The 22518-nt window shown below is 39.9% G+C and carries 22 protein-coding genes; 15 read left to right on the forward strand and 7 right to left on the reverse strand.

What is annotated here, in order from left to right:
- The first annotated feature begins 191 nt into the window (after nucleotides 1-191).
- The 5 genes from FTU22_RS06265 (at nucleotide 192) to FTU22_RS06285 (ending at nucleotide 6030) form a co-directional block, all read left to right on the forward strand.
- Nucleotides 192-548 (forward strand): hypothetical protein, encoded by a 357-nt coding sequence (locus FTU22_RS06265; RefSeq protein ID WP_168377769.1) that lies wholly within the window; start codon nucleotides 192-194, stop codon nucleotides 546-548.
- 370 nt (nucleotides 549-918) lie between these two features.
- Nucleotides 919-1935 (forward strand): aspartate carbamoyltransferase catalytic subunit, encoded by a 1017-nt coding sequence (locus FTU22_RS06270; RefSeq protein WP_180093537.1) that lies wholly within the window; start codon nucleotides 919-921, stop codon nucleotides 1933-1935.
- 9 nt (nucleotides 1936-1944) lie between these two features.
- Nucleotides 1945-3180 (forward strand): dihydroorotase, encoded by a 1236-nt coding sequence (locus FTU22_RS06275; RefSeq protein ID WP_180084800.1) that lies wholly within the window; start codon nucleotides 1945-1947, stop codon nucleotides 3178-3180.
- Nucleotides 3181-3404: 224 nt separating this feature from the next.
- A complete protein-coding gene (locus FTU22_RS06280; RefSeq protein ID WP_180093539.1) occupies nucleotides 3405-4880 on the forward strand; it encodes an OmpA family protein in 1476 nt (491 codons plus the stop codon).
- Nucleotides 4881-5001: 121 nt separating this feature from the next.
- Nucleotides 5002-6030 (forward strand): DUF1311 domain-containing protein, encoded by a 1029-nt coding sequence (locus FTU22_RS06285; protein ID WP_180093541.1) that lies wholly within the window; start codon nucleotides 5002-5004, stop codon nucleotides 6028-6030.
- A 48-nt stretch (nucleotides 6031-6078) separates the two neighbouring features.
- On the opposite strand, the gene FTU22_RS06290 is transcribed toward FTU22_RS06285, so the two are convergent.
- Complete coding sequence (locus tag FTU22_RS06290) at nucleotides 6079-6525, reverse strand: universal stress protein (protein WP_078188616.1); 447 nt, start codon at nucleotides 6523-6525, stop codon at nucleotides 6079-6081.
- Nucleotides 6526-6666: 141 nt separating this feature from the next.
- Nucleotides 6667-7110, reverse strand: a complete 444-nt coding sequence (locus tag FTU22_RS06295; protein WP_078191806.1) for a universal stress protein — start codon at nucleotides 7108-7110, stop codon at nucleotides 6667-6669.
- 311 nt (nucleotides 7111-7421) lie between these two features.
- On the opposite strand from FTU22_RS06295, the gene FTU22_RS06300 reads away from it, so the two are divergent.
- From FTU22_RS06300 to FTU22_RS06310, 3 genes are all read left to right on the forward strand, one after another.
- On the forward strand, nucleotides 7422-8429 hold the full coding sequence (locus FTU22_RS06300; protein WP_180093543.1) for an alpha/beta hydrolase: 1008 nt from the start codon (nucleotides 7422-7424) through the stop codon (nucleotides 8427-8429).
- Nucleotides 8430-8510: 81 nt separating this feature from the next.
- On the forward strand, nucleotides 8511-8855 hold the full coding sequence (locus FTU22_RS06305; protein WP_078188613.1) for an SMR family transporter: 345 nt from the start codon (nucleotides 8511-8513) through the stop codon (nucleotides 8853-8855).
- Nucleotide 8856: 1 nt separating this feature from the next.
- Complete coding sequence (locus FTU22_RS06310) at nucleotides 8857-9417, forward strand: TetR/AcrR family transcriptional regulator (RefSeq protein ID WP_180093545.1); 561 nt, start codon at nucleotides 8857-8859, stop codon at nucleotides 9415-9417.
- A 330-nt stretch (nucleotides 9418-9747) separates the two neighbouring features.
- Here the strand turns inward: FTU22_RS06310 and FTU22_RS06315 are convergent, their stop codons facing one another.
- The 4 genes from FTU22_RS06315 to FTU22_RS06330 form a co-directional block, all read right to left on the reverse strand.
- Complete coding sequence (locus tag FTU22_RS06315; RefSeq protein WP_180093547.1) at nucleotides 9748-10917, reverse strand: benzoate/H(+) symporter BenE family transporter; 1170 nt, start codon at nucleotides 10915-10917, stop codon at nucleotides 9748-9750.
- A gap of 239 nt (nucleotides 10918-11156) precedes the next feature.
- Nucleotides 11157-11807, reverse strand: coding sequence for a leucine efflux protein LeuE (gene leuE / locus FTU22_RS06320; protein ID WP_180093548.1), 651 nt, complete (start codon nucleotides 11805-11807; stop codon nucleotides 11157-11159).
- 73 nt (nucleotides 11808-11880) lie between these two features.
- Entirely contained in the window at nucleotides 11881-12870 is a 990-nt protein-coding gene (tal, locus tag FTU22_RS06325; protein ID WP_078191801.1) for a transaldolase, read from the reverse strand.
- Between the two features lie 89 nt (nucleotides 12871-12959).
- On the reverse strand, nucleotides 12960-13850 hold the full coding sequence (locus tag FTU22_RS06330) for a LysR family transcriptional regulator (RefSeq protein ID WP_180093549.1): 891 nt from the start codon (nucleotides 13848-13850) through the stop codon (nucleotides 12960-12962).
- Between the two features lie 115 nt (nucleotides 13851-13965).
- On the opposite strand from FTU22_RS06330, the gene aceI reads away from it, so the two are divergent.
- Together aceI and FTU22_RS06340 are read left to right on the forward strand one after the other, a co-directional pair.
- Nucleotides 13966-14391: a chlorhexidine efflux PACE transporter AceI gene (aceI, locus tag FTU22_RS06335; RefSeq protein WP_078191799.1), complete on the forward strand. Its 426-nt coding sequence runs from the start codon at nucleotides 13966-13968 to the stop codon at nucleotides 14389-14391.
- A gap of 146 nt (nucleotides 14392-14537) precedes the next feature.
- Entirely contained in the window at nucleotides 14538-15485 is a 948-nt protein-coding gene (locus FTU22_RS06340; RefSeq protein ID WP_180093550.1) for an IS5 family transposase, read from the forward strand.
- A gap of 107 nt (nucleotides 15486-15592) precedes the next feature.
- Here FTU22_RS06340 and FTU22_RS06345 read toward each other — a convergent pair whose 3' ends face one another.
- Nucleotides 15593-17113, reverse strand: coding sequence for an acetyl-CoA C-acetyltransferase (locus tag FTU22_RS06345; RefSeq protein WP_180093551.1), 1521 nt, complete (start codon nucleotides 17111-17113; stop codon nucleotides 15593-15595).
- A gap of 241 nt (nucleotides 17114-17354) precedes the next feature.
- Here FTU22_RS06345 and FTU22_RS06350 point away from each other — a divergent pair, with 241 nt between their 5' ends.
- The 5 genes from FTU22_RS06350 (at nucleotide 17355) to FTU22_RS06370 (ending at nucleotide 22480) form a co-directional block, all read left to right on the forward strand.
- Nucleotides 17355-18746, forward strand: a complete 1392-nt coding sequence (locus FTU22_RS06350; RefSeq protein ID WP_180007894.1) for a 3-oxoacyl-ACP reductase — start codon at nucleotides 17355-17357, stop codon at nucleotides 18744-18746.
- A gap of 169 nt (nucleotides 18747-18915) precedes the next feature.
- On the forward strand, nucleotides 18916-19770 hold the full coding sequence (locus tag FTU22_RS06355) for a MaoC/PaaZ C-terminal domain-containing protein (protein ID WP_180093552.1): 855 nt from the start codon (nucleotides 18916-18918) through the stop codon (nucleotides 19768-19770).
- Nucleotides 19771-19845: 75 nt separating this feature from the next.
- Complete coding sequence (locus FTU22_RS06360; protein WP_180093553.1) at nucleotides 19846-21132, forward strand: serine hydrolase; 1287 nt, start codon at nucleotides 19846-19848, stop codon at nucleotides 21130-21132.
- Between the two features lie 84 nt (nucleotides 21133-21216).
- Nucleotides 21217-21669, forward strand: coding sequence for a copper resistance protein NlpE N-terminal domain-containing protein (locus FTU22_RS06365; RefSeq protein WP_180093554.1), 453 nt, complete (start codon nucleotides 21217-21219; stop codon nucleotides 21667-21669).
- A 79-nt stretch (nucleotides 21670-21748) separates the two neighbouring features.
- Nucleotides 21749-22480 carry a hypothetical protein gene (locus FTU22_RS06370; RefSeq protein WP_180010374.1) on the forward strand — a complete coding sequence of 244 codons (732 nt, stop codon included), beginning with the start codon at nucleotides 21749-21751 and terminating at the stop codon, nucleotides 22478-22480.
- Nucleotides 22481-22518 lie beyond the last annotated feature (38 nt).

Here is a 22518-nt window from a genome sequence, read left to right on the forward strand (position 1 = left end):
ATATTTTAACGTATTTTCGTGGATTTGGGCGGACGATATTGCGCTGAAACGGGAGAAATATCGGTAGATTTGAATGACTTTATCAAATTTATTCTGTGTACATTGTGAGAAATATCACTTAATGGTACAAAAATTGCTATAACCCTGATCAAAATTCGATCTTTATAATATTGATATCATTAGGGGTATTTATGACAGGGCTGGCAATCAATAGTCAATCAAACGCATTTTCAATCGCCACTTTAATCTACGCGCGCTTACGTCGTGTGTCAGGACGGGTTATTGACGCATTATATGTGGTTGAAAATGTCGAATATGCACGCTTTGTTTCTAACTTGGCTTTGGCAACGGCTGATCCTGAATTATCTCGTTTGGTTGCGCGGCTTTACAGCGAGTTGAATTTGCATGAAGCTGCCGTTTCTGAAGCAGAGGAACTGACGGACAGTTCAGTACAGCCTGAAACGGCAGAAATTTTAATGAGCGAACCGACTGCGGAAGATATTTATAAAGCGCAGGTTGCACATCGTTATATCGGCGCATTGCGTTAATTCAATCCTGCTGTGAGCAGTAGGTATATTTTTCTTGCTGCGCACAGCCTGAAGTATCAACCATCTTTCCATGTTTCAAGAGCTGTTGAACTGTGCAGAAGGCGGTTGTTCATAGCTGAACTTTATCTGTTTGAAAGTATTCAATTCAATCAAAAATAAGGACGGATGGAAGTCCTGTTTGAAGGTTTTTTGAAAGGGGAAAGGTGAAGTTTAATTTAAACCGTTTAATTTATCTAATTGAAATGATAGATAGGAATTTGAAAATTCATTTTGAATAACATCATGCGTTTGCATTGAACGTTGAAAACTTCAACTGCCATTTGCCAAGATTCTCTGTATAATGCGTTAACTTAACGATAAGGAATCTCTCATGCACTTGGCGGCATTGCATACACCGAGCCAGATTCAACTCAACCAAGATGGTAACTTAAAACATTTCCTCACCATCGAAGGCCTTTCTAAAGAAACTCTCACAAAAATATTGGACACTGCACAGTCCTTTTTTAATGACCAAAATCAGCTGATTACCAACAACCTTTTAGAAGGTCGTACGGTAATGAACCTGTTTTTTGAAAATTCAACACGTACCCGTACCACTTTTGAAGCGGCAGCAAAACGTCTGTCTGCAAACGTATTGAACATTGATATTGCACGTTCAAGTACATCAAAAGGCGAGACACTGCGTGATACCTTGTGGAATTTAGAAGCGATGGCGACCGACATTTTTGTGGTTCGTCATTCATCGTCAGGCGCGCCGCACTTTATTGCCAAAGATGTTTGTCCGCATGTGGCAATCATCAATGCAGGTGATGGCCGTCATGCTCATCCTACGCAAGCCATGTTGGATATGTTGACGATTCGCCGCGAAACCAAAAAGAATTTTGAAGACATTTCCATTGCCATTATTGGTGATATTAAGCATTCTCGAGTTGCCCGCTCAGATGTCGCTGCATTGCAAACATTAGGCTGTAAAGATATTCGTGTGATTGCGCCAAATACTTTGCTGCCTTACGGTTTTGATGACTATGGCGAAGGCGTTCGTCTGTTCAACAACATGGAAGCCGGTATTCAAGACTGCGATGTGATTATTACTTTGCGTATTCAAAATGAACGTATTGATTCTCCTGCGCTGTCATCTCAAGCTGAATTCTACAAAATGTACGGTTTGAATAAAGAACGCTTGGCATTGGCAAAGCCTGACTGCATTGTGATGCATCCGGGACCGATGAACCGTGGTGTTGAAATTGATTCGAGTATTGCTGATGGTGCTCAGTCAGTGATTTTACATCAGGTAACCAATGGTATTGCGGTACGTATGGCAGTACTGGCTTTGGCAATGCAAGGTCAGTTGCAAGAAAAAGGTTTAATTGAAGCGATTGCGGTTTAAGGGATAGTCATGAGTATTGTTAAAGTTGAAAATGTACGTGTCTTAGATCCAATCAATCAAACTGACAGCGTACAGACGGTTTATATTGAAAATGGCCGATTGGTTGCCGAAAGCAATGCCGCTGAAACCATTGATGGTCAAGGCAAATGGCTGATGCCAAGTATGGTTGACCTTTGCGCGCGTTTACGAGAGCCGGGTCAGCAACAGCATGGCACTTTAAAGTCAGAAGGTAAGGCTGCACGTGCGAATGGTATTTTGCATGTGTTTACCCCGCCTGACTCAAAACCGATTGTGCAGGACAATGGCGCATTGATTCATGGCCTGGTGGAAAAAGCCATGATTGATGGTGGCATTTATCTGCAGGTGATTGGCGCGCAAACTCAAGGCTTGTTAGGCAAGCAGCCGGCGAATATGGCAGGTTTGAAAAAAGGCGGTTGTACAGCAGTATCGAATGCCAATGCGCCATTTATGGACGATGATGTGGTGATTCGTACTTTGGAATATGCAGCTGGTCTGAACATGACCGTTGTGTTCTATGCCGAAGAACCGCAGATTGCCAAAGATGGTTGTGTGCATGAAGGCTTTGTCGCATCTCGTCAAGGTTTGCCAATGATCCCTGCATTGGCGGAAACCGTAGCCATTGCAAAATATTTATTGATGATTGAAGCTACTAAAGTGCGTGCGCACTTTGGTCTGTTGTCATCAGGCGCATCTGTCGAATTAATTAAACATGCTAAAGCGAAAGGCTTACCGGTGACTTGCGATGTAGCCATGCACCAATTGCATTTAACTGATCAGTTGATCGACGGCTTTAATTCACTTGCGCATGTGCGTCCGCCGCTGCGTTCTGAGCAAGATAAAGACTTGCTCAGACAAGCGGTAAAAGACGGTGTGATTGACGCGATTTGTACACATCATGAGCCGCTGAGCAGCTCTGCGAAAATGGCGCCATTTGCTGAAACACAGCCCGGTTTTACCGCATTTGATACTTATGTGCCTTTTGGTATTCAACTGATTCAAGAAGGCCTATTAAGCCCACTGGAATGGGTTGAGAAAGTCACACTCGCACCTGCTAAAGTAGCCAATATGCAACAACGTTGGGCAGATGAAGCGGGTTGGGTGCTTGTTGATCCAGAACTTGAGTGGACCATTAATAAAGACACGATTGTGTCAAATGGTAAGAACACACCATTAATTCAGCACACAGTCAAAGGCAAAGTGCTTCAAGCTTTTTATGCCGTTTAAGCTGAAGCTCGACATGGAAAGATATTGAGTCTTAGTATTTTAATAAGACATTAAAAAGTCAGCTTCGGCTGGCTTTTTTTTATAATAATTAAAGCGAATAGATCGCAAATAGAAGAAGAGTTGAAAATCTTGACAAGTCCGAACAAATTATTACATTTGATCAAAAAATAAGCATATAAACTAAAGTACACATGAAAATAATGACAACTGCATGGAGTACAAATATGAATATAGACTTATTAGCGCTGATTAAGCAGCACGTCTCCTCGATTGTGCTGGACGGTGATACACAATATTTAACTGAAAAAAATTCAGCCATTAGCCAATTTATTCCATTCCTGTTAAATATTTTTCGATCCAAACCTGAATTTATTGATGCCTTTCAAAAACAGTTAAACCCTCGTATTAGTGATATATTTTCGGCAAATCCCACATTAAAAGATCAATTTTTGCAACATCTCGGTGGCGGTACGGCCCCAACGTCAGAAATAGAGCAAACCTTAAACCACTCTATAGCTCCAACTTTAGGGGCACTTGAAAATGAAGCGGGTTCATCTGATCCCGTCGCAATCACGCATTTACTTGATAATCATGCAGATAGCATTTTGGCGGCACTACCACAATGGGCAGTGCCTTTACTCGCAGGTTTAGGGGTAAACACTGCAGCTGGCCGTACGTTACACCAAGCGCCTGTTGTTGAACCAACACCTGTTATCGTTGAAGAAAAACGTTCGAATTGGTTATTGCCGATTATTGCACTGCTTATATTATTAGGTCTGCTCGCATTTTGGTTTAAGTCTTGTACTAATAAAGAAGAACCAACCACCTCTGCAACAACAGTTGCACAGCCTGCTGCATCTCAGCCAGCACATTTGCAATTTAGCACCGGTACAGATGGGCAGTTAACCAACTGTCAAATTCAAACTGGTGATTCAAATTATCTTGAAATTTTGCAGCAACAAGTCAAACAGATCTTTAACTTTAATACGGGTTGTGGTGCTTCATCTGATGCCAGTTACCATACGCAATTTATTGATCAAGATACCATTCCAACGATTCTGCAAAAACTTAAAGGTGTACCAAATACCACTTTAACCTGGACTGAAAATCAGTTATCGATTTTGTCGCAAAATCCTGCGGATGCTCAAAACCTTGCCAATCAAATTAAGCCTTTAGCAAAAAATATGACGGTATTGGTTCAAGAAGGCGTGAGCGAACAAACAGCAGTAGATAACAGTATTACTGATGCACAAAAAGCATTAGCGAGCATTAACCCTGAACAAGTTCGTGCGCTAGATGTTGCGACTGCGCTGAACTTACAAATTATTAATTTTGCGACAGGTTCATCTGATATTCCTGACGTAAATAAATCGATTTTGGATCAGGCGGCAGCATTGCTGCAGCGCGCTACAGAAGTACATCTGACTGTACAAGGTCATACCGACGCTGTGGGTAATGCGGAAGCGAATAAAGCTTTATCGCAAGAGCGTGCACAAGCTGTGGTGGATTATTTGGTGTCGAAAGGCGTTGATCCTGCACAGCTTCAAGCGGTGGGTTATGGTCAAGAAAAACCGGTAGCAGAAAACAGCACCAAAGAAGGTCAATTCAAAAACCGTCGTATTGAGTTTGAAGTTTTAAATACCGAGAATGGTAAAGTACGAGATGTTACCAATGAAGGCGTGACTGAAAAGGCCAATTAAAACCGTACTAAATGAGATGATATATAAAAAATCCCTGCACATGCGGGGATTTTTCTCGTCAAAGCGCTGTAGTTTTGAGTAAAATACGCGCGAAGAATAAAATCATAATGGTAATTATACAATGAAAAAAATAGTCATCACGAGCCTCATGTTGTCTGCGGCATTGATATCCGGCTGTGATAATTTTAAAAATAAAAAAGATGCTGAGGCCAAAACGGAAGCGCCTGCTTTGGAAGATTGGAGTTGTACTGCACAAGCCAATATCGACCAATTGCAAGATCATTTAAAAAACGAATATCTCAAAGAATTAAACAAAGAAATACGTCAGTCCGATTATGAAGCCGATCAGCAACTCATGGATCTGATTGTAAAAAATCTAAAATTTAACATTCAAAATGTCACGACTTTAACTGAAGACCCTAATAAAGCCAAAACATTGGAATGTAGCAGTCAATTGTTGGTGGTTTTCCCGAAAGGATTACAAAAGCGTGCTGAAAACGCCTTTGCTGAACGACCATGTGACGAAGGCTGTGAAGAACGTGGTAATTATACTTTGAATGATTCACTCGAAGATGGTGAGTCAGGCTTAAGCATGGACAATGATCAGCTTAAAGGGAACTTTAGCTATAGCATCACTAAAACGGACAAAGATGGTTTAAGTTTAAGTGTCCCAAGTCAAAATGACGTAATTGATAGCGTTGTAACAGTGACACGTCATGCGGTGCTATATGCGGCATATAGTGCTCAAAATAAGCGAGATGAAGAATCCTATCAGCAAGGGATGGAGAGTCAATCTCAACAAATGAGCCTTGCACAAAAGGCAATGGATATTCGTAAGAAAGAGCTAGATCAGGATAATGCAAAAGTAGTAGATCGTCTCAATCAGACATGGGATCGTTTTAGTGATGAACAAAAGGCGCAGTTACAGCAAGATCAAGCAGACTGGTTTGAAAAGCGTGATATCGACTGTAAAGTGCTTGCACAAAAAAGTGTTTATTCATTAAATGAAAGTGAAAAAGAGACTTATCAAAAGCATTCGCAATACTGGGATGATGCGATGAATACGCAAAATCAAGAGTTGCAATATACCAAATGTTTTAATCAGAAAACTACAGAACGAATTGTGTATTTAAATAACGTGTTTAATTGATCTAAAAGAAGAAAAGCCCTCAATGAAGGGCTTTTTTTGAATCTTAGTTTATTGCTTGATGATCAAAACAGGAATTGGGCACTGCGTTAAAATATTTTGTGCCACGCTGCCTAGCATGGCTTTTTTCAAACCTGTGCGTCCATGTGAACCCATGATGATTAAATCCGCAGAGATTTCATCAGCCACTTGTAAAATCCCTTCAGTTGGCGATACACCATGAATCAAACGAGTTTTAACTTCGATACCATCACGTACAAAGGTTTGTTTGATATCTTCTAAACGCAGCTGAGCACTTTTTTCAGCTTGCATAAAATATTCAGTGATTGCAGGTGCAACAGCGTAGAAATCGACACCAACGAATGGATCCACAGCAACAACACTAACAATGGTCACTTGTGCATTTTGACTTTTAGCCAAGCTGAGCGCATGTTCAACAGCAGAATATGAAATTGGAGATTCATCCACAGGGACTAAAATTTGTTGATATTGACTCATATCTGCTTCCTTAATATTTTAAATGTTATCAATCTAATCTTGCTCTATTCACGATATTGTATGAATTAGACAAAAGGGTAAGCCTATGGGTGAAGGGTGTGCTGAATAGAAAAAAGCCCACATGATGTGGGCTTAGTCATCTTAAGCTTTTACAACCAACACAGGTAATTCAGTATTACTGAGTACATCTTGTGCGAAGCTGCCGAGCAGCATTTTCTTAAAGCCTTTGCGACCATGCGAACCCATCACGATCAAATCAGCTTTGACTTCATTGGCTGCTTCTACTACACCTTCAGCAGAAACTTGGCCTTTAATAATCTTACTTTGTGCTTCTACACCCACTTCAGTTGTAATTTGCACAGCTTCTTTCAATGCAGATTCTGCATTTGCATAAGCTTGTACGAAATATTCTTTCATGATTGATGAAGAATAATAGAAGTCTGCATCGGTAAATGGGTCTTCAGCAACAAGGCTGATTAAAGTGAGTTGGCTGTTAAATGCCTTGGCAATAATTGCAGCTTTTTTAACTGCAGAAAACGAGATTTCTGAACCATCGACAGGTACTAAAATGTTTTGATATGACATGGAACAATCTCCTGTAATTTTGCTTTTAAACCCTATAGATTATTGATAACACATTGTCGTGCATGGTTCAATTTATTAATCTAAAAAATATTGTAAATTCATAAAATTACATAAATTAATGTCGATAAATCGTCAAATAAATCTGAGCAAAAAACTCGGACTTTGCTCAAAAAATATTAAAATAAAATCGACTAATTTTCTCGGATTTTGAGCTTAAAAGATCAATTTGAACTTTATGAAAATAAGCCTAAACTATATACAATTTTAAATCTAAGATTTATAACAGAATTGATGCGATTGGATAGTTTGATATGTCATATAAAGCAGGGTTGGTTGTACTTAGCATGTGTTCAGTGTTGCATTTGTCTGGTTGTCAAAACACGCAAAGTAGTACCAAAGTGATTGCAGGTGCTTTTAATTTATCGACACAAGTTCAAAAGACCTTCATCAACCTACATGCTCCTGACAATGTTATTGTGCAGTCAAATATTCAATATCTACAAAATCCAAATTTAAACTTGGATATCTATCAACCTGAAACAAGTATGGCGATTGCACCAAGACCAACGATTGTTTGGATTCACGGGGGCGGTTGGGTCTCTGGCTCAAAAGAACATGCAGGGGGATATTTTAAACGGCTCGCAGCCCAAGGCTATAATGTGGTTTCGGTTCAATATCAGTTTGCACCTGAAGCCATTTATCCTGCACAGCTCAACCAAATAGATGCAGCACTGACGTTTTTGAATCTACATGCGGCACAATATGGCATTGATTCGCAAAATATGTATTTGGCAGGGGATTCTGCAGGTGCAAATATGGCCAGTCATTATGCCGCCTTGGTTACGAATCCAGATTTTGCGCAAGCGTCAAAGATTCAACCTGTATTAAAGCCTTCACAGCTTAAAGGGCTGATTTTACATTGTGGTATTTATGATTTAAACAGCTTTGTAAATACTGCACCCGACGAGATTGGACTGATCGAGTGGGGCGTCTATAACTTGGTTCAGGCCTATACCGGAGACAAAAAAGATGATGTCGAGTTTTTAACGCGTATTTCAACAGCCTCAAATATTAATGAAAATTATCCGCCAGTATTTATCAGCGGTGGTAATAAAGATTTTTTAACCAAAACGCAATCTGAGCCTTTTGTAGAAAAATTGAAGGCAAATAATGTACCTGTGACAGCGGTATTTTATCCAGATTCGAAAGAATTTTTGGTACATGAATATCAATTTATGATGAGTAAAAAGGCCAGCCAACAGACCTTTGATCGTACTTTAGAATTTTTGCAACAACACACACAGACCGTCAAAAATTAAAAACAGACTTAAAAGGCTTGCAGAATACTCTCTAACTCAATAACATACCTACCAGTTGGTATGTTTATTTTGGAATGATTAATGAATTCGGTCACTTTAGCTTATGGCTTACTGTCATTGGCGATTATCTCAGAAGTCATTGGTTCGACATTTTTGGTGAAGTCAGAAGGCTTTACCAAACTTGCGCCTTCATTGGCTGTCGCAGTTTTATTCTGTTTGGCATTTTATTTATTGTCTCAGGTGATTAAAGTCATACCACTTGGTATTGCTTATGCCATTTGGGCAGGCGTTGGTATTGTTTTAACCGCACTAATTGGCTACTTTATCTTTCGTCAAAGTTTAGACCTCCCAGCCATGTTAGGGATAGGCCTGATTGTTTCAGGTGTGGTCGTGATCAACCTGTTTTCAACTTCAGCTGGACATTAATATGGATAATCCGCATCAGCGCAAGAAAGAGCCTCAACTGATACGCCAAAGTATTTTGCAGCATGCAATCCGTCTTGCTGCTGATAAAGGTGTTAATGGGGTGTCGATTCAAGCCGTTGCGGATTTAGTTGGGGTTACAAAAGGTGGTGTATTTCATCATTTTTCAAATAAGCAAAAGCTCTTAGAGTCCATGATTGTGATGCTTTTGGCTCAATTAGACGAGGTCGTTGATCGTTTAATTGAGGAAGACCCTGAGCCATACGGTCGTTTTACCCGTGCCTATATTGAAATTACCTTAGAAAAACAAATCATGGGTTTGCAACAGTCATGGTCCGCGATTTCGATGACCATGCTGACCGATAAAACTTTTAATGAATATTGGATCGAATGGATGAACACACGCTTAGAGCGTCATCATCAGACCGATTCGGATATAGAACTCAAAATTGTACGTTATGCAGCTGATGGTATTTGGCTCACCGCTTTTACAGAAGTGGAAGATGAAAGTGAAACCCAATTATTAAAACAAGAACTGATCGCCCGAACGTATCGAGCGAAATAGATTAAATAACTGATGTTACACACGTAAAAGTAATTACGCATTTTTAAAATGATTTTTAAGTCTATTCGACGGAGGCTTACATCTAGGGATTAAATAAAGGGATTAGCCTTCGGTTGGAGGTGCTTTTGTTTAGGTAAAATGAGAAGCGTGCTTCGTAAGGAAGCCATCTTGCGGAGCATTGCTCCTCACCGCAAAACTTGTTCACTAGTGTCTAATTATTCAAAGTATCGCAAAAACATTTTTGATTAGAAATAGTCCTATCTCAAACACTTGCGGATGACGTTACCGCGTATCATTCTTTTATTTGAAGCAAATTATTTAACTGAGGGCTTAATTTCTCTTATATTTGAAAATAGCATGTACGACTAAACCAAAGACCAAACCCCAAAACGCGGAACCAATACCAAAAAATTGTACGCCCGATGCACTAAATAAGAAGGTGAGTAGAGCAGCGTCACGTTCACTCGCTTCTTGGAAAGCAATGACGATGTTGTGTCCAATGGTGCCGAGTAAGGCAATGCCTGCTAAAGCGGTAATAAACACCAATGGGAAAGCGGTTAAGAAACTCACCAAAGTGGCTGCAAACAGGCCCATCAAAATATAAAAGAAGCCACAGGTCATACCTGCGATATAGCGCTTTTTCTCATCGGGGTGGGCTTGGTCATCTAGACTGATGGCGGCACTAATCGCAGCAATATTGACACTAAAACATCCAAATGGCGCGAGTAGCGTTTGGGCTGTACTAGTCCAACCAATCAGTTGATTAACATGGGGTTGATAACCATAACTTTTAATCATGGCTAAACCTGGTAAATACTGAGAGGCCATATTGATTACAAAGAGTGGTAGTGCCAAACCCAGTATTGCTGAGATCGAAAATTCAGGTGTGACCCAAACCGGCTGTGCGAGTTCTAAATTAAGTGCAGGTAATTGAAAGCCAAGTAACAATGGGCAAAGCATGATGCCAATAATCACCGTAATGACAATGCTATAACGTGGTAACAGTCGTTTACTGAGGACATAAGCCGCGAGTAAACCAAGAACGAATGCCCATTCATTTTGTAAACTGACAAATAGCTCAATACCAAATTTAAGGAGTACGCCCGCCAACATCGCACTGGTTAGACTTTGCGGGATATAGCGCAGTATTTTTTCAAAAATGCCTAAAAATCCAAGTACTGCTGTCAATAAGCCACAGACTAAGAAAGCACCTAGGGCTGCATTCATGTTGTAACCATTTGCAGTCGCTAAAATCAGTGCCAGTCCTGCAGTGGACCAAGAAGTCGCAACGGGATATTTAAATTTCCAAGACAGAATCAGCCCGCATAAGCCGATACCCAAACCTAGAGCCCAAAACCAAGAGGTTATTTCTGCGGTGTTGGCACCGAGCAGTTGTGCAGATTGGATCACCAAAACAGCCGAGACGCTGATCCCGACAAAGAACGTAATAAAACCTGCAAAAGCAGCTGGAATGGAAAAGTCTTGGAGTAGTTTTTGCATAATGATCGAGCTATGAGTATTGTTGGCGCAGATTTAAGATGACATTTTTCAGGATGATACGCTCAAGTCCTGTACAGTAAAAGTGCTCATCGAGATATTATGGAAATACTTTATTTATTCACAAATGACACTTTAATAGAACGAATCGACAACCCACATTGTGGATGTTTAAACCATTCATAACATTAAAGGGATTTAGTTTTTCTAAGTAAAAAACAGAAATACTTTGCCCATGTCGGTTACATGGTAGATGTCGCAAGCTTTAGACCAAATCCACAAAATAGAAGACCAACAGCTGCGACACAGCATGCCGTAAATTTATAGCGATGGCCAAAATAGGTAGCCAGTTTTGCACCCGAAAAGATCAAAATCGTTAAATAGCTCATACTGATAATTTGCAGCACGATCGCGAGTGCGGTGAAAGTAATCGCAGGATATGGATATGCAGGATCGACGAATTGTACAAAGAACGATAAGTAAAAAAGAATGGCTTTCGGGTTTAAAATACTGATGGTTAATGCAGTCTTAAACGGTTTCAATTCATTCAAACTCAGTTGTTTGGTGTCGAGTTGTTCTGGCGTTTGAACGGCATTCCATGTTTGGTAGGCAGCCTTGAAAAGTTTGATACCTAAATAACTTAAATACAGCGCACCGACAATTTTTAATAATAAGAATAACCAAGGGAAGGCATGAAGTAAGGATGCAGCACCGAGAGCAGTGAGTAAGATTAAGATTAAATCGCCAGTATAAACGCCAAAAGCGCCTAAATAGCCGACCTTAATGCCATAGCGAGAAGCAACAGACATGACATAAAGTGAATTTGGCCCGGGTAAAATCACAATTAATATCGTACCAATAATAAAGGTCGTTAAGTCTGTGATTCCAAACACTGAAGACACTCAAATAAAAAACCGAAGCTGTAGTATACAACTTCGGTTCTAGATGAAACTGAAAATTTCTAATTTATGCTTTTATTTCAGCATCTAAGCCAAAAGTTTGACGCAGTAAGCTACTTAATTGCTCACGGGCTTTAATAAAGCCATCAATACCGCCTTGTAATAGTTGGAAAGACATTAAGTCTTTTTCAACTTCAGCTTTGAAAGTTTGCTTGTCGAGCACTTGTACATCGTGTTGACAGTGTGCATGTGCATGATGATTAGACAGTTGCACTTCAACGGTACGCTGATCTTTTTCCAGTTCTGCCAATAAATTTGGTGAAACTGTCAATAAATCACATCCTGCTAAGCCGAGCACTTGATCAATACTACGGAAGCTAGCACCCATAATTTCAGTTTTGATGTCATGTTGTTTATAGTAGTGGTAAATCTGCTTAACTGATAACACGCCTGGATCTTTCTCAATCGGGTAGCTATCCACATTTTCAGCTTTTTTGTACCAATCTAAAATACGGCCGACAAATGGCGAAATCAGCGTGACTTGAGCATCTGCGCAGGCTTGAGCTTGATGCAAACCAAACAACAGAGTCAGATTACAGTGAATGCCTTCAGCTTCAAGGGCTTTAGCGGCTTGAATGCCTTCCCACGTTGAGGCAATTTTAATTAAGATACGATTTTGATCGATACCATACTGTGCATATAAAGCCAATAACTCTTTAGCTTTTGCAATGGTGGCATCAGTATCATAAGACAAGGCTGCATCGACTTCTGTAGAGACACGTCCTTCGATCAATTTTAAAATTTCTACACCAAATTTGACCGTAAGAATATCGATGGTGCGCTCAACCAGCTCATCATTTTGATAACCTTCTTTACGCGCTTGTTCAAAAGCACTTTCAATCAGTTCTTTATTTTCAGGTTGATTTGCCGCTGCTGTAATTAAAGATGGATTTGTGGTCGCATCCAATGGACGGAATGTATTAATCGCAGCTAAATCACTGCTGTCAGCAACAATCGTTGTTAGGCTTTTTAATTGGTTTAACGCATTTTGAGTCATTTGAAATCTAGTTCTTAATGTTCTTGGTGTACATACTTTTATAACACAATCTGTTTAGAACCCAACCAAAAAACGCCTAATTAGGTGGTCTAAATCGTAGTTTTTCGTGAATTTCGGATGTGATTAATCAAAAAATGAGCAGCCGAGCCGAGTGGTTTTTCACGGTTCCAGACCAAGTCGACGAAATATTCAAATTTGGGTGTGAAATCTTGAAAGCTTAAGATTTTGAGTTGATCTTTGAGCGTCGGATTTTCATTAAACATCTCTAATGGAAGCACACCCCAACCCAAACCTTGAATAATCATAGAACAGGCTGAGTGGTGGTTATCTGTACGCCAACTGTGTTTGGAAAATAACAACTCTGGTTTGATGCTTTTATCACGACTTGCAACCACGATTTGCCGGCTTTGCAAAATTTGCTCAAAACTGACTTGCTTAAATTTCGACAGGGCATGTTTTGTCGCAGCAACAGGAACCAATGCTTCACGCTTCAATTCGACAAATTGTTCATAACTCTCAAGCTGTTCACGTTCAAACATTAGAGCAAGCTGCGCTTGACCCTGTAATAACATCTTTTGGGCATCTTCTTGAGGCGCAGAAAAAATATTGATTTGCAAAGATGGAAAATGAGTTTCTAGCAAAGAGATATAGTTGGTCCACTGCGTATGTAGTAGCTCTGATACCACCACGATATTCAGTGAAGACTCTAAACCATGACTCAGCGCAATTGCATGCTGTTTCCACTGATTAATTTCTATCAATAATTGTTCAGTTTTTTCATACAGGTTTAGCGCTTGAGCGGTGGGCACAGGTTCACGACCAACGCGCTCAAACAGTTTAAGGTTGAGATCAATTTCGAAATTTGCAATGGACATACTGACCGCCGAAGGTACTTTGCCGAGTTGTCTGGCAGCTGCGGAAAATGATCCTGTTTCCATGACTGTTTTAAAAATCATCAGTTGTTCTTGATTAATATTCATGTGCATTCAAAAAATAAAGAAATACAACCTTTCAATAATATTGAAAGAACCTGACTCGATTAATCAATAATATAAAAATAAAATGTGTTTTTTACAAATAATAGAGTGTTTCAAAATGACGATTTCCAAGAGAAGGATTATTCATGCGCTAAGCTATGAGATCATCCTATTGGTGATCATTGCTATTGCACTAAGTTTTATTTTTAAAGTTCCGATGGAGGTGACAGGTACGCTCGGTATTGCGATGGCGGTCACTTCTGTGATTTGGAACATGATTTTTAATCATTATTTTGAAAAATTTGAAGCAAAAAGAAAGTTAAAAAGAACCTTTGGTGTACGTGTTTTACATGCAATTGGATTTGAGGGCGGTTTAATGCTTGCAACCATCCCAATGGTGGCTTATGCCATGCATATGACCTTATGGCAGGCGATTTTGCTCGATTTTAGTATGACCATGTGTATTTTAGTCTACACATTTATTTTCCAATGGTGCTATGACCAGATCGAAGCGTACCTAGGTTACCAACCACAATATCGTTAAATTTCAATAAGAAAATCACATTGGCCTGTATTGCTAAGTACAGGCCTTTTTTGCATTAAAATAGTGCAAAAAATTAAAAATAACAATATATAGGCTTTGTTGCACAAACCTATCTGTAAAGGCTTTTTCAGCGATATAATTTTCAAATGAAGAAGCCTACACACAAAATCTACCGCACAACCAATTGGCCCGCATATAACCGAGCACTCATGAGTCGCGGAAATATTGCCATTTGGTTTGATCCTGCTACGCAATGGTATGCTCCATCAAAAGGCAAACAAGGGCGAAATCAAACCTACTCCGACGCAGCTATCCAATGCTGCTTAATGATTAAATCCTTATTCCGTCTATCTTTAGGTATGGTCACTGGCTTTGTGCAAAGTCTGATTAAACTTTGTGGATTAAATTGGACCGCACCAGATTACAGTACGCTTTGCAGAAGACAAAAACATATTGATATTGCGATTAATTATCAAAAAAGCAGTGGTGGGCTTAACTTGCTGGTAGACTCTACCGGTCTAAATTTTTTAGGTGAAGGTGAATGGAAAAGGAAGAAACATGGACCTAAATATCGTCGCCAATGGCGTAAACTTCATATTGGTATAGATGCTGAAACCCTTCAAATACGCGCCATTCAACTCACTACAAATAATGTGAGTGATTCACAAGTGCTTGGTGATTTACTCGATCAGATTCCACAAGATGAGCAGATTGACTCTGTTTATACCGATGGAGCTTATGACACCAAGCAATGCCGTCAGGTCATTGTAGATCGGCAAGCGCATGCGGTGATTCCACCTAGAAAAAATGCGAAACCATGGAAAGATACAAAGATCAGCTCGCTAGCGCGAAATGAATTACTTCGTACTGTTAATCTTGCGAAGCAGTGCTTCTCAGGCAGGACATTATGGAAAAAATGGTCCGGCTATCATTGCCGAAGTTTGGTCGAAACTAAGATGCATTGCATCAAATTATTGGGGGATAAACTCAGTGCAAGAAAATTTGATAGCCAAGTCAATGAAATTCATGCACGTGTAGCAGTCCTCAACAGATTTACGGAATTAGGTCGACCACTTACCCAAGTTACGCCTTAAATTTGGCTCAATTAGGGGGCTTTGTATTTCAAATCTTTGTGCAACAAAGCCATGTATAGGTATAAAAAAAACCGCTCATATGAGCGGTTTTTTATAGTGCAGATTAATTATTTTTCAATAATTGCTGTCACACCTTGACCACCTGCAGCACAGATCGAAACAAGAACGCGACCTGAACCTTTTTGGTTCAGCAATTTTGCAGCAGTCGCAATAATACGACCGCCAGTTGCAGCAAATGGGTGACCTGCAGCAAGAGATGAACCTTTCACGTTCAATTTAGAACGATCAATTGAACCCAATGGGGCATCTAAGCCTAAACGTTCTTTACAGAATTTAGGATCTTCCCATGCTTTTAGTGTAGATAATACTTGAGAAGCAAATGCTTCATGAATTTCATAGTAATCGAAATCTTGTAGCGTAATACCTGCACGTTCAAGCATACGAGGCACTGCATACGCAGGCGCCATCAATAAGCCTTCTTTTTTCTCTACAAAGTCAACCGCCGCTGTTTCTTGGAAGGTTAAATAAGCAAGCACTTCGTGACCGTTTGCTTTCGCCCATTCTTCAGAGGCAAGAAGGACACATGATGCACCATCAGTTAGTGGAGTCGAGTTACCCGCTGTCATGGTACGTGCATCGCCTTTACCAAATGCTGGTTTTAACTTCGCTAGTTTTTCTACTGATGAGTCTGCACGTAAATTGTTGTCACGCTCTAAACCAAGGAATGGCGTAATCAGGTCATCGAAGAAACCTTCTTCATATGCAGCTGCCATTTTTTGATGTGAAGATGCAGCAAGTTCATCTTGCGCTTCACGAGAGATACCCCATTCAAGTGTCGTAATGGCTTGATGGTCACCCATAGAAAGACCTGTACGTGGTTCACCGTTCTTCGGTGCATCCATCAAATCTTTAACATTAATTTTAGTTAATGCTTTTAGGCGGTCTTTACCCGTTTTTGCAATGTTCAATTCAAGTAAAGCTTTACGTAAACCATCACCAAAAGCGATCGGTGCATCAGAGGTTGTATCTACACCACCAGCAACACCCACTTCGATTTGACCCAATGCGATTTTATTAGCAACCAAGAAAGCTGCTTGTAAACCTGTACCACATGCTTGTTGAATATCGTAAGCAGGTGTTTCAGGAGCAAGTTCAGTATTGAGTACACACTCACGGGTCATGTTAAAGTCACGACTATGTTTTAACACGGCACCAGCAACAACTTCACCAAGGCGTTGACCTTGAAGGTTGAAGCGTTCAACAAGACCATTTAATGCAGCTGTGAACATATCGCTGTTTGATGCAGTGAAGTAAGCGCCGTTAGAACGAGCGAAAGGAATACGATTACCACCGATAATAGCAACGCGGCGAACTGTGTTTTGACTCATGGTATTATCCTGTTGAACAGACGTTTGAGTTGTTGATTTTGAAGCTGTTTTAGGGTTTGAAGCGGGTGTCTTAGTACGTGTAGATGCACGACGAGGAAGGCTTGTTTTAGCGGCATCACTTGTAGACTTGGTTGCTGTGCCCGTACTTTTAGCGGTACGTGGCGTACTCTTTGATGTATTTGACACAGTTTCCGTAGTCGGACTTTCGACTGCTGGATTTTCTTGAGTTGTTTTGCTCATAAGGCTTTTCCAAGCATGTTGATGATCTTCTTGACGGTTACATTAGCATATTCACCAAAGGGGTAAATTGACTAAAATGACATTCGCTAAAGCATTCAGGTCAAGCCATCTGCGGTTTAACTCAAGTATGATTCCATGGAAACTGATGGAACTATTGAAATATAAGTATCTGACATCATCTTGAAGTTAAAGGGATATCTTCAGATCCATCAAAAATTAATCTGTATGAGAGATAATAAATATGACTGATCAATACCAAACATTTGCAAAATCTCCTATTGGTAAATTTGTCATCAAAAATTTAGGTTTACCATCACCGACTTTTTTAGAGCGTTTTGAGTCTGCAACACCTGTAGTTAAAGGTGCGGTTTTATTCGGTGCAGCGCCTGCTTCAACATTATCTGGTGCTATTGCACAAGTCTTGGCAAATATTCATGCCAATAGCTATGCAGGCAATAATGCTGAATTACAACAAGCTGCGGCAAAATCAGGTCTAAACTTAAGCGCATTCAACGAAGGCGATAAAGAGTCTAAGTTTAAAGTTGTGGTGTTTGATGCTTCAGGTATTCAAAACTCAGAACAATTGCATGCCTTATATGCCTTTTTTAACCCAATCGCACGTCAAATTCAGGCGTCTGGTCGCGTTGTCGTTGTTGGTACAACACCAGAGACTGCGAAAACTGTGAAACAAGCCATTGCACAACGTGCATTAGAAGGTTTTGTAAAATCAGTGGGTAAAGAGTTTAAAAAAGGGATTGCTGCACAGTTAGTCTATGTAGACGAAGGTGCTGAAGCAAACTTAGAATCTGCATTACGTTTTGTGATTTCACCACGTTCAGCATATGTATCGGGTCAAGTGATTCGTGTATCTAAAGCAGATGTTGTGGATGTTGACTGGAATAAACCGCTTGCAGGCAAAACAGCTGTAGTAACAGGTGCAAGCCGTGGTATTGGTGAAGCAATTGCACATGTATTGTCACGTGATGGCGCGCATGTGATTTGTTTAGACGTTCCACAGCAGCAAGCAGACCTTGACCGTGTTGCAGGTGAAATTGGCGGTTCTACGCTCGCGATTGATATTACTGCAAGCGATGCAGGTGAAAAAATCAAAGCGGCTGCAGCTGCTCAAGGTGGTTTGGATATCATCGTGCACAATGCCGGAATTACCCGTGACAAAACTTTGGCCAATATGAAGCCAGAGCTTTGGGACTTGGTGATTAACATTAACTTGTCTGCGATTGAGCGTGTAAATGATTACCTTCTTGAAAATGATGGCTTCAATGCAAATGGTCGTATTGTTTGCGTGTCTTCTATTTCAGGTATTGCAGGTAACTTAGGTCAAACCAACTATGCTGCTTCTAAAGCTGGTGTGATTGGTGTGGTTAAATTTACTGCTCCATTATTGAAAAATGGCGTAACCATTAATGCTGTTGCTCCAGGCTTTATTGAAACGCAAATGACTGCTGCGATTCCATTTGCAATCCGTGAAGCAGGTCGTCGTATGAACTCGATGAGTCAAGGTGGTTTACCTGTAGATGTTGCAGAAACGATTGCGATGTTTGCTTCAACTGCGTCGACTGGCTTGAACGGTAACGTGGTACGTGTGTGTGGTCAAAGCTTGTTAGGGGCTTAATAATTTCCTCTTAAAATTCCCTCTCCTTTAAGGATATGGTTAGGGAGAGGTAAATAATTGCTATAAATGGAATGGGGCTAGCCCTCATTCCAGCCTTCTCCTCGAGCCATATATGGCGCAAGAGAAGATGCTTTTAAAACATTGAAATAAAAACTTCCAAAGGTTTAGTATGAATACTCGCCATTTTAGTCAACTTCCAAAACCTTATTTAGCCTATCCAAAAGTGATTCAAGGCTTGATTTTTAAAAAGCCTAAAGCTGAAAAAGTGCTACCGCAAGTTGAATATGTGGTGGATTCATTTAAGGTCGATCAAAAACATTTAAAAGCTTATAACGAAGTCTGTGGCTTTAAAAACAATGGTTATATCCCAGCGATTTATTTGGCTGTGCTTTCTCAAAGTTTGCAAATGCATATGATGACTACGGAAGCTTTTCCATTTGCGATCTTAGGTTTGGTACATATTCGTAACCAAGTGAAGCAATATCGCAAAGTTGGTGTGAATGAAACACTGTCATTGTCATGCAAATTTGGTGAATTACAGCCACATGATAAAGGCGTGCAATTTGACTTTATTACCACTGCAAAAGTGGGCGATGAAGTGGTTGTAGAATCATTAACCACGTATTTAGCACGTCAAAAAACAGAGAACAAAGCTGCGGCAAAATCTACCGAAACAAAGCCAGCAGAGTTGCAAGTTCAAGCTGAATGGAATGTTTCTGAAAATACCGGTCGCCGTTATGCGTTGACTTCTGGTGACTTTAACTTGATTCATATTCATGCTGTAACCGCTAAAGCGTTTGGTTTTAAACAAGCCATTGCACATGGTATGTGGAGTAAAGCCAAAGCCTTGTCGAGCTTAACTTTGCCAGATGCCTATGAAGCAGATGTCTGGTTTAAACTGCCGATGTATCTCCCATCACAAGTTGAGTTTTTAACGGCTCAAACTGGACAAGATACCGAGTTTGCAATTCGAAATAGCAAAAACAAAAAACCGCATGTCGCGGGAAGTGTGAAAGCACTGTAAGACTTAAGCCTAAATCGATATCGGTTTAGGCTTTTTTGTTTTAATCTCAAGCGATTCATATTCAAAGGAATGATGATGCAGGCGCTCAAAGAATATCTATTTGCACAGAAGAATAATTATCAAGGTACGGTTGACGAGGCGTTTCAAGATTTGGCGGCGCAATTTAGCCGTATGCAGGATGCTCGAACCCACTTAGGCGGAGCCGCCTTAGTGGTGTATTTTAAAGGTCAAAAAGTCGTGGATATTTGGACTGGTAAAAAGTCAGCCGAAGAAGCTTGGCAGGCCAATACACCCTCAGTCTGTTATTCCACGGGTAAAGGCGTACTTGCAACGCTAGCACATATTTTAGTGAGCGAAGGCTTTCTTGATTACGATACTCCCGTTGCAACATATTGGCCGGAGTTTGCTCAAAATGGTAAGTCGGATATCACATTAAGGCACATGCTGAGTCATCAGAGTGGTTTATACGATATCCGTAATATCATCGAAACAGCATCTGAAATGGCTGATTGGCCACATATGCTTAAAGTCATCGCACAAGCTAAGCCACGTTTTGAGCCATTAACTGATGCAGCATATCAACCGTTAACCTTTGGTTGGCAAGTCGGTGGTGTACTTGAAAACGCTACAGGTCGACCGCTTACAGAATTGATGCAACAGTATTTGGTTGAACCTTTAGAGTTGGATCATGCTTTTTTTGGTGTACCAGAGCATCAACTCAGTGAGGTTGCCCGCTTGATTCCGAAAAAGAAAAAATTAGAACGTGCTGTAGATACAACTGTACAAGAGAATACCCAAGTGCAGACAACGAAAAAAAAGACAGAGACACGAAAACCATCAATCTTTGATCAGCTTCTGCAACTTTCGGGACAAAATTTGCAAGACTTTCAAGATGGTATGATTCCAAAAGGAATGCGCAAGTTTTCATTTTTTAGTGATGAGGGTTTGCAAGCCATTATTCCTGCGGCAACAGGCGTATTTAGTGCCAATAGTTTAGCGAAAATCTATGCAATGCTAGCCAATCATGGTCAGTGGCAAGGACAGACCTTAATCACACCACAAGTTTTTGAATCTTTAAGTAAAATTCAATATAAAAAGCGTGATCGTATTATGCCTTTACCGATGAATTGGCGTTTGGGATATCATCGAATTTTAACTTTAGGCAAATCGAGTCAAGGTTTTGGACATATTGGTTTTAATGGTTCTGGGGCTTGGTGTGATCCGCAGCGTGATTTAAGTTTTGCTTATACACATAACTTTGCGACGGGTTCAATCACCGGCGATTATCGCTTATGGGGCCTAACTCAAGAAACCTTACGCTGTGCAGATAAAGTATTAAAAGGGCGTAAAGGCTGGATTTAAGATACTTCGGAATAGAACAGAAATTGGGGAAATGTGAAAAATATGCTATTTTCCCTCGCAGTTTTAGACTGCTGTGATATCCCTATGAAAAAAGCTGTTTTGATTCCCTTAGTAGCAACATCGGCAATGTTGGGTTGTCAGGATTCAACTCAAACGAAAGTAAAAGAGATAGAAGCGATTACTGCTGAAAAACAGCAAGCTGCATGGGTGGGTGATTTTAAAGGTACAACGCCGTGTATGGGCTGTCTTTCTCGTTGTGAAGATTGTCCCGGTATGGCTGTGGCTATAGAGCTACATGAAGACCAAACCTATACACTCACTCGTGAAAGTCTAAGTGGTCATAACGAAGTAGAAGTGCTAAAAGGTGTAATTCGTTTTAAAGATGAATCAAAGCAGCAGCTAGAACTTATGAATGTGCAAACGCGTAATCTTTTGTATGTTGATTTGGATCAGCAATTACTTGAAATTCGTGAAGACCAAACGGCGAAACGCTATCAAATGCAGAGTGATTTTTTGCTTAAGCGGGCAGAGACTTAATTATAATTAAATCGTTCTTTCTTTACGTAGTTTGTCAGTCATGATAAAAAACCACTTTATAGTCTAATTTTTATAAATAATGATAAAAAAAGAATTATCAATTACGGAGTTATTTGGAATTTTATCCATAGCAGCCCTCACAATTTCTGTTATTTCGAATGCATTTTTCTATTACTCTTTAGATGCTATATGGATAATGTCTGTTTTATCTCCATCATTTTATATTTTTGAAATTATTAAGGTATTAGTCTTAAGTTGTTCAGTCATAGCCGTAGTTGGTGTTCTATTAGATTTCTATAAATTTTTATTTAAACAATATTGCAAAAGTAAGCCTAAAAAGAAAATTTTAGTTTCTAATCATATTACGGAAGCAGAGCTGAAAGAAAAAATCGAACAGTTTTTAAAAAAGCATAAGCTGCTACAAGCTATATTTGTCATTATTGTATGTGTTAGTGGGCTAATTACGCTCTATGTAAATAACTTTATTGGTCAAACTTCAATGCTATGGGGTGCTGTTCTAATTGGTATAACTCTCAATATTTTTACCGATGATGAAGTGCGCAGAGATAAACCACTTAAATTTTTGGTGTTAACCATTCTTGCCATATTTGCTACCTGTTTTTCTGCACAGTTAAAATTAAATGATATAAAGAAGTCGCCTGTAGCTACATTGAAAATCAAAGACGTAAATAAATGGTATGTTCTGGACAGTTTTCAAGGTAATGTAATCTTGTTTAATGATTCAGAAAATAAATCAAATATTAAAGTCGTTAAATTCGAAGATATTGATCGAATTAGTTCCACTGACTAAGAACTTCATTCACTCTTAGACAAAAAAACAGTATGCTT

The sequence above is a fragment of the Acinetobacter sp. YH12076 genome (assembly GCF_013419525.1).
In the GTDB taxonomy this organism is placed as follows: Bacteria; Pseudomonadota; Gammaproteobacteria; order Pseudomonadales; family Moraxellaceae; genus Acinetobacter; species Acinetobacter amyesii.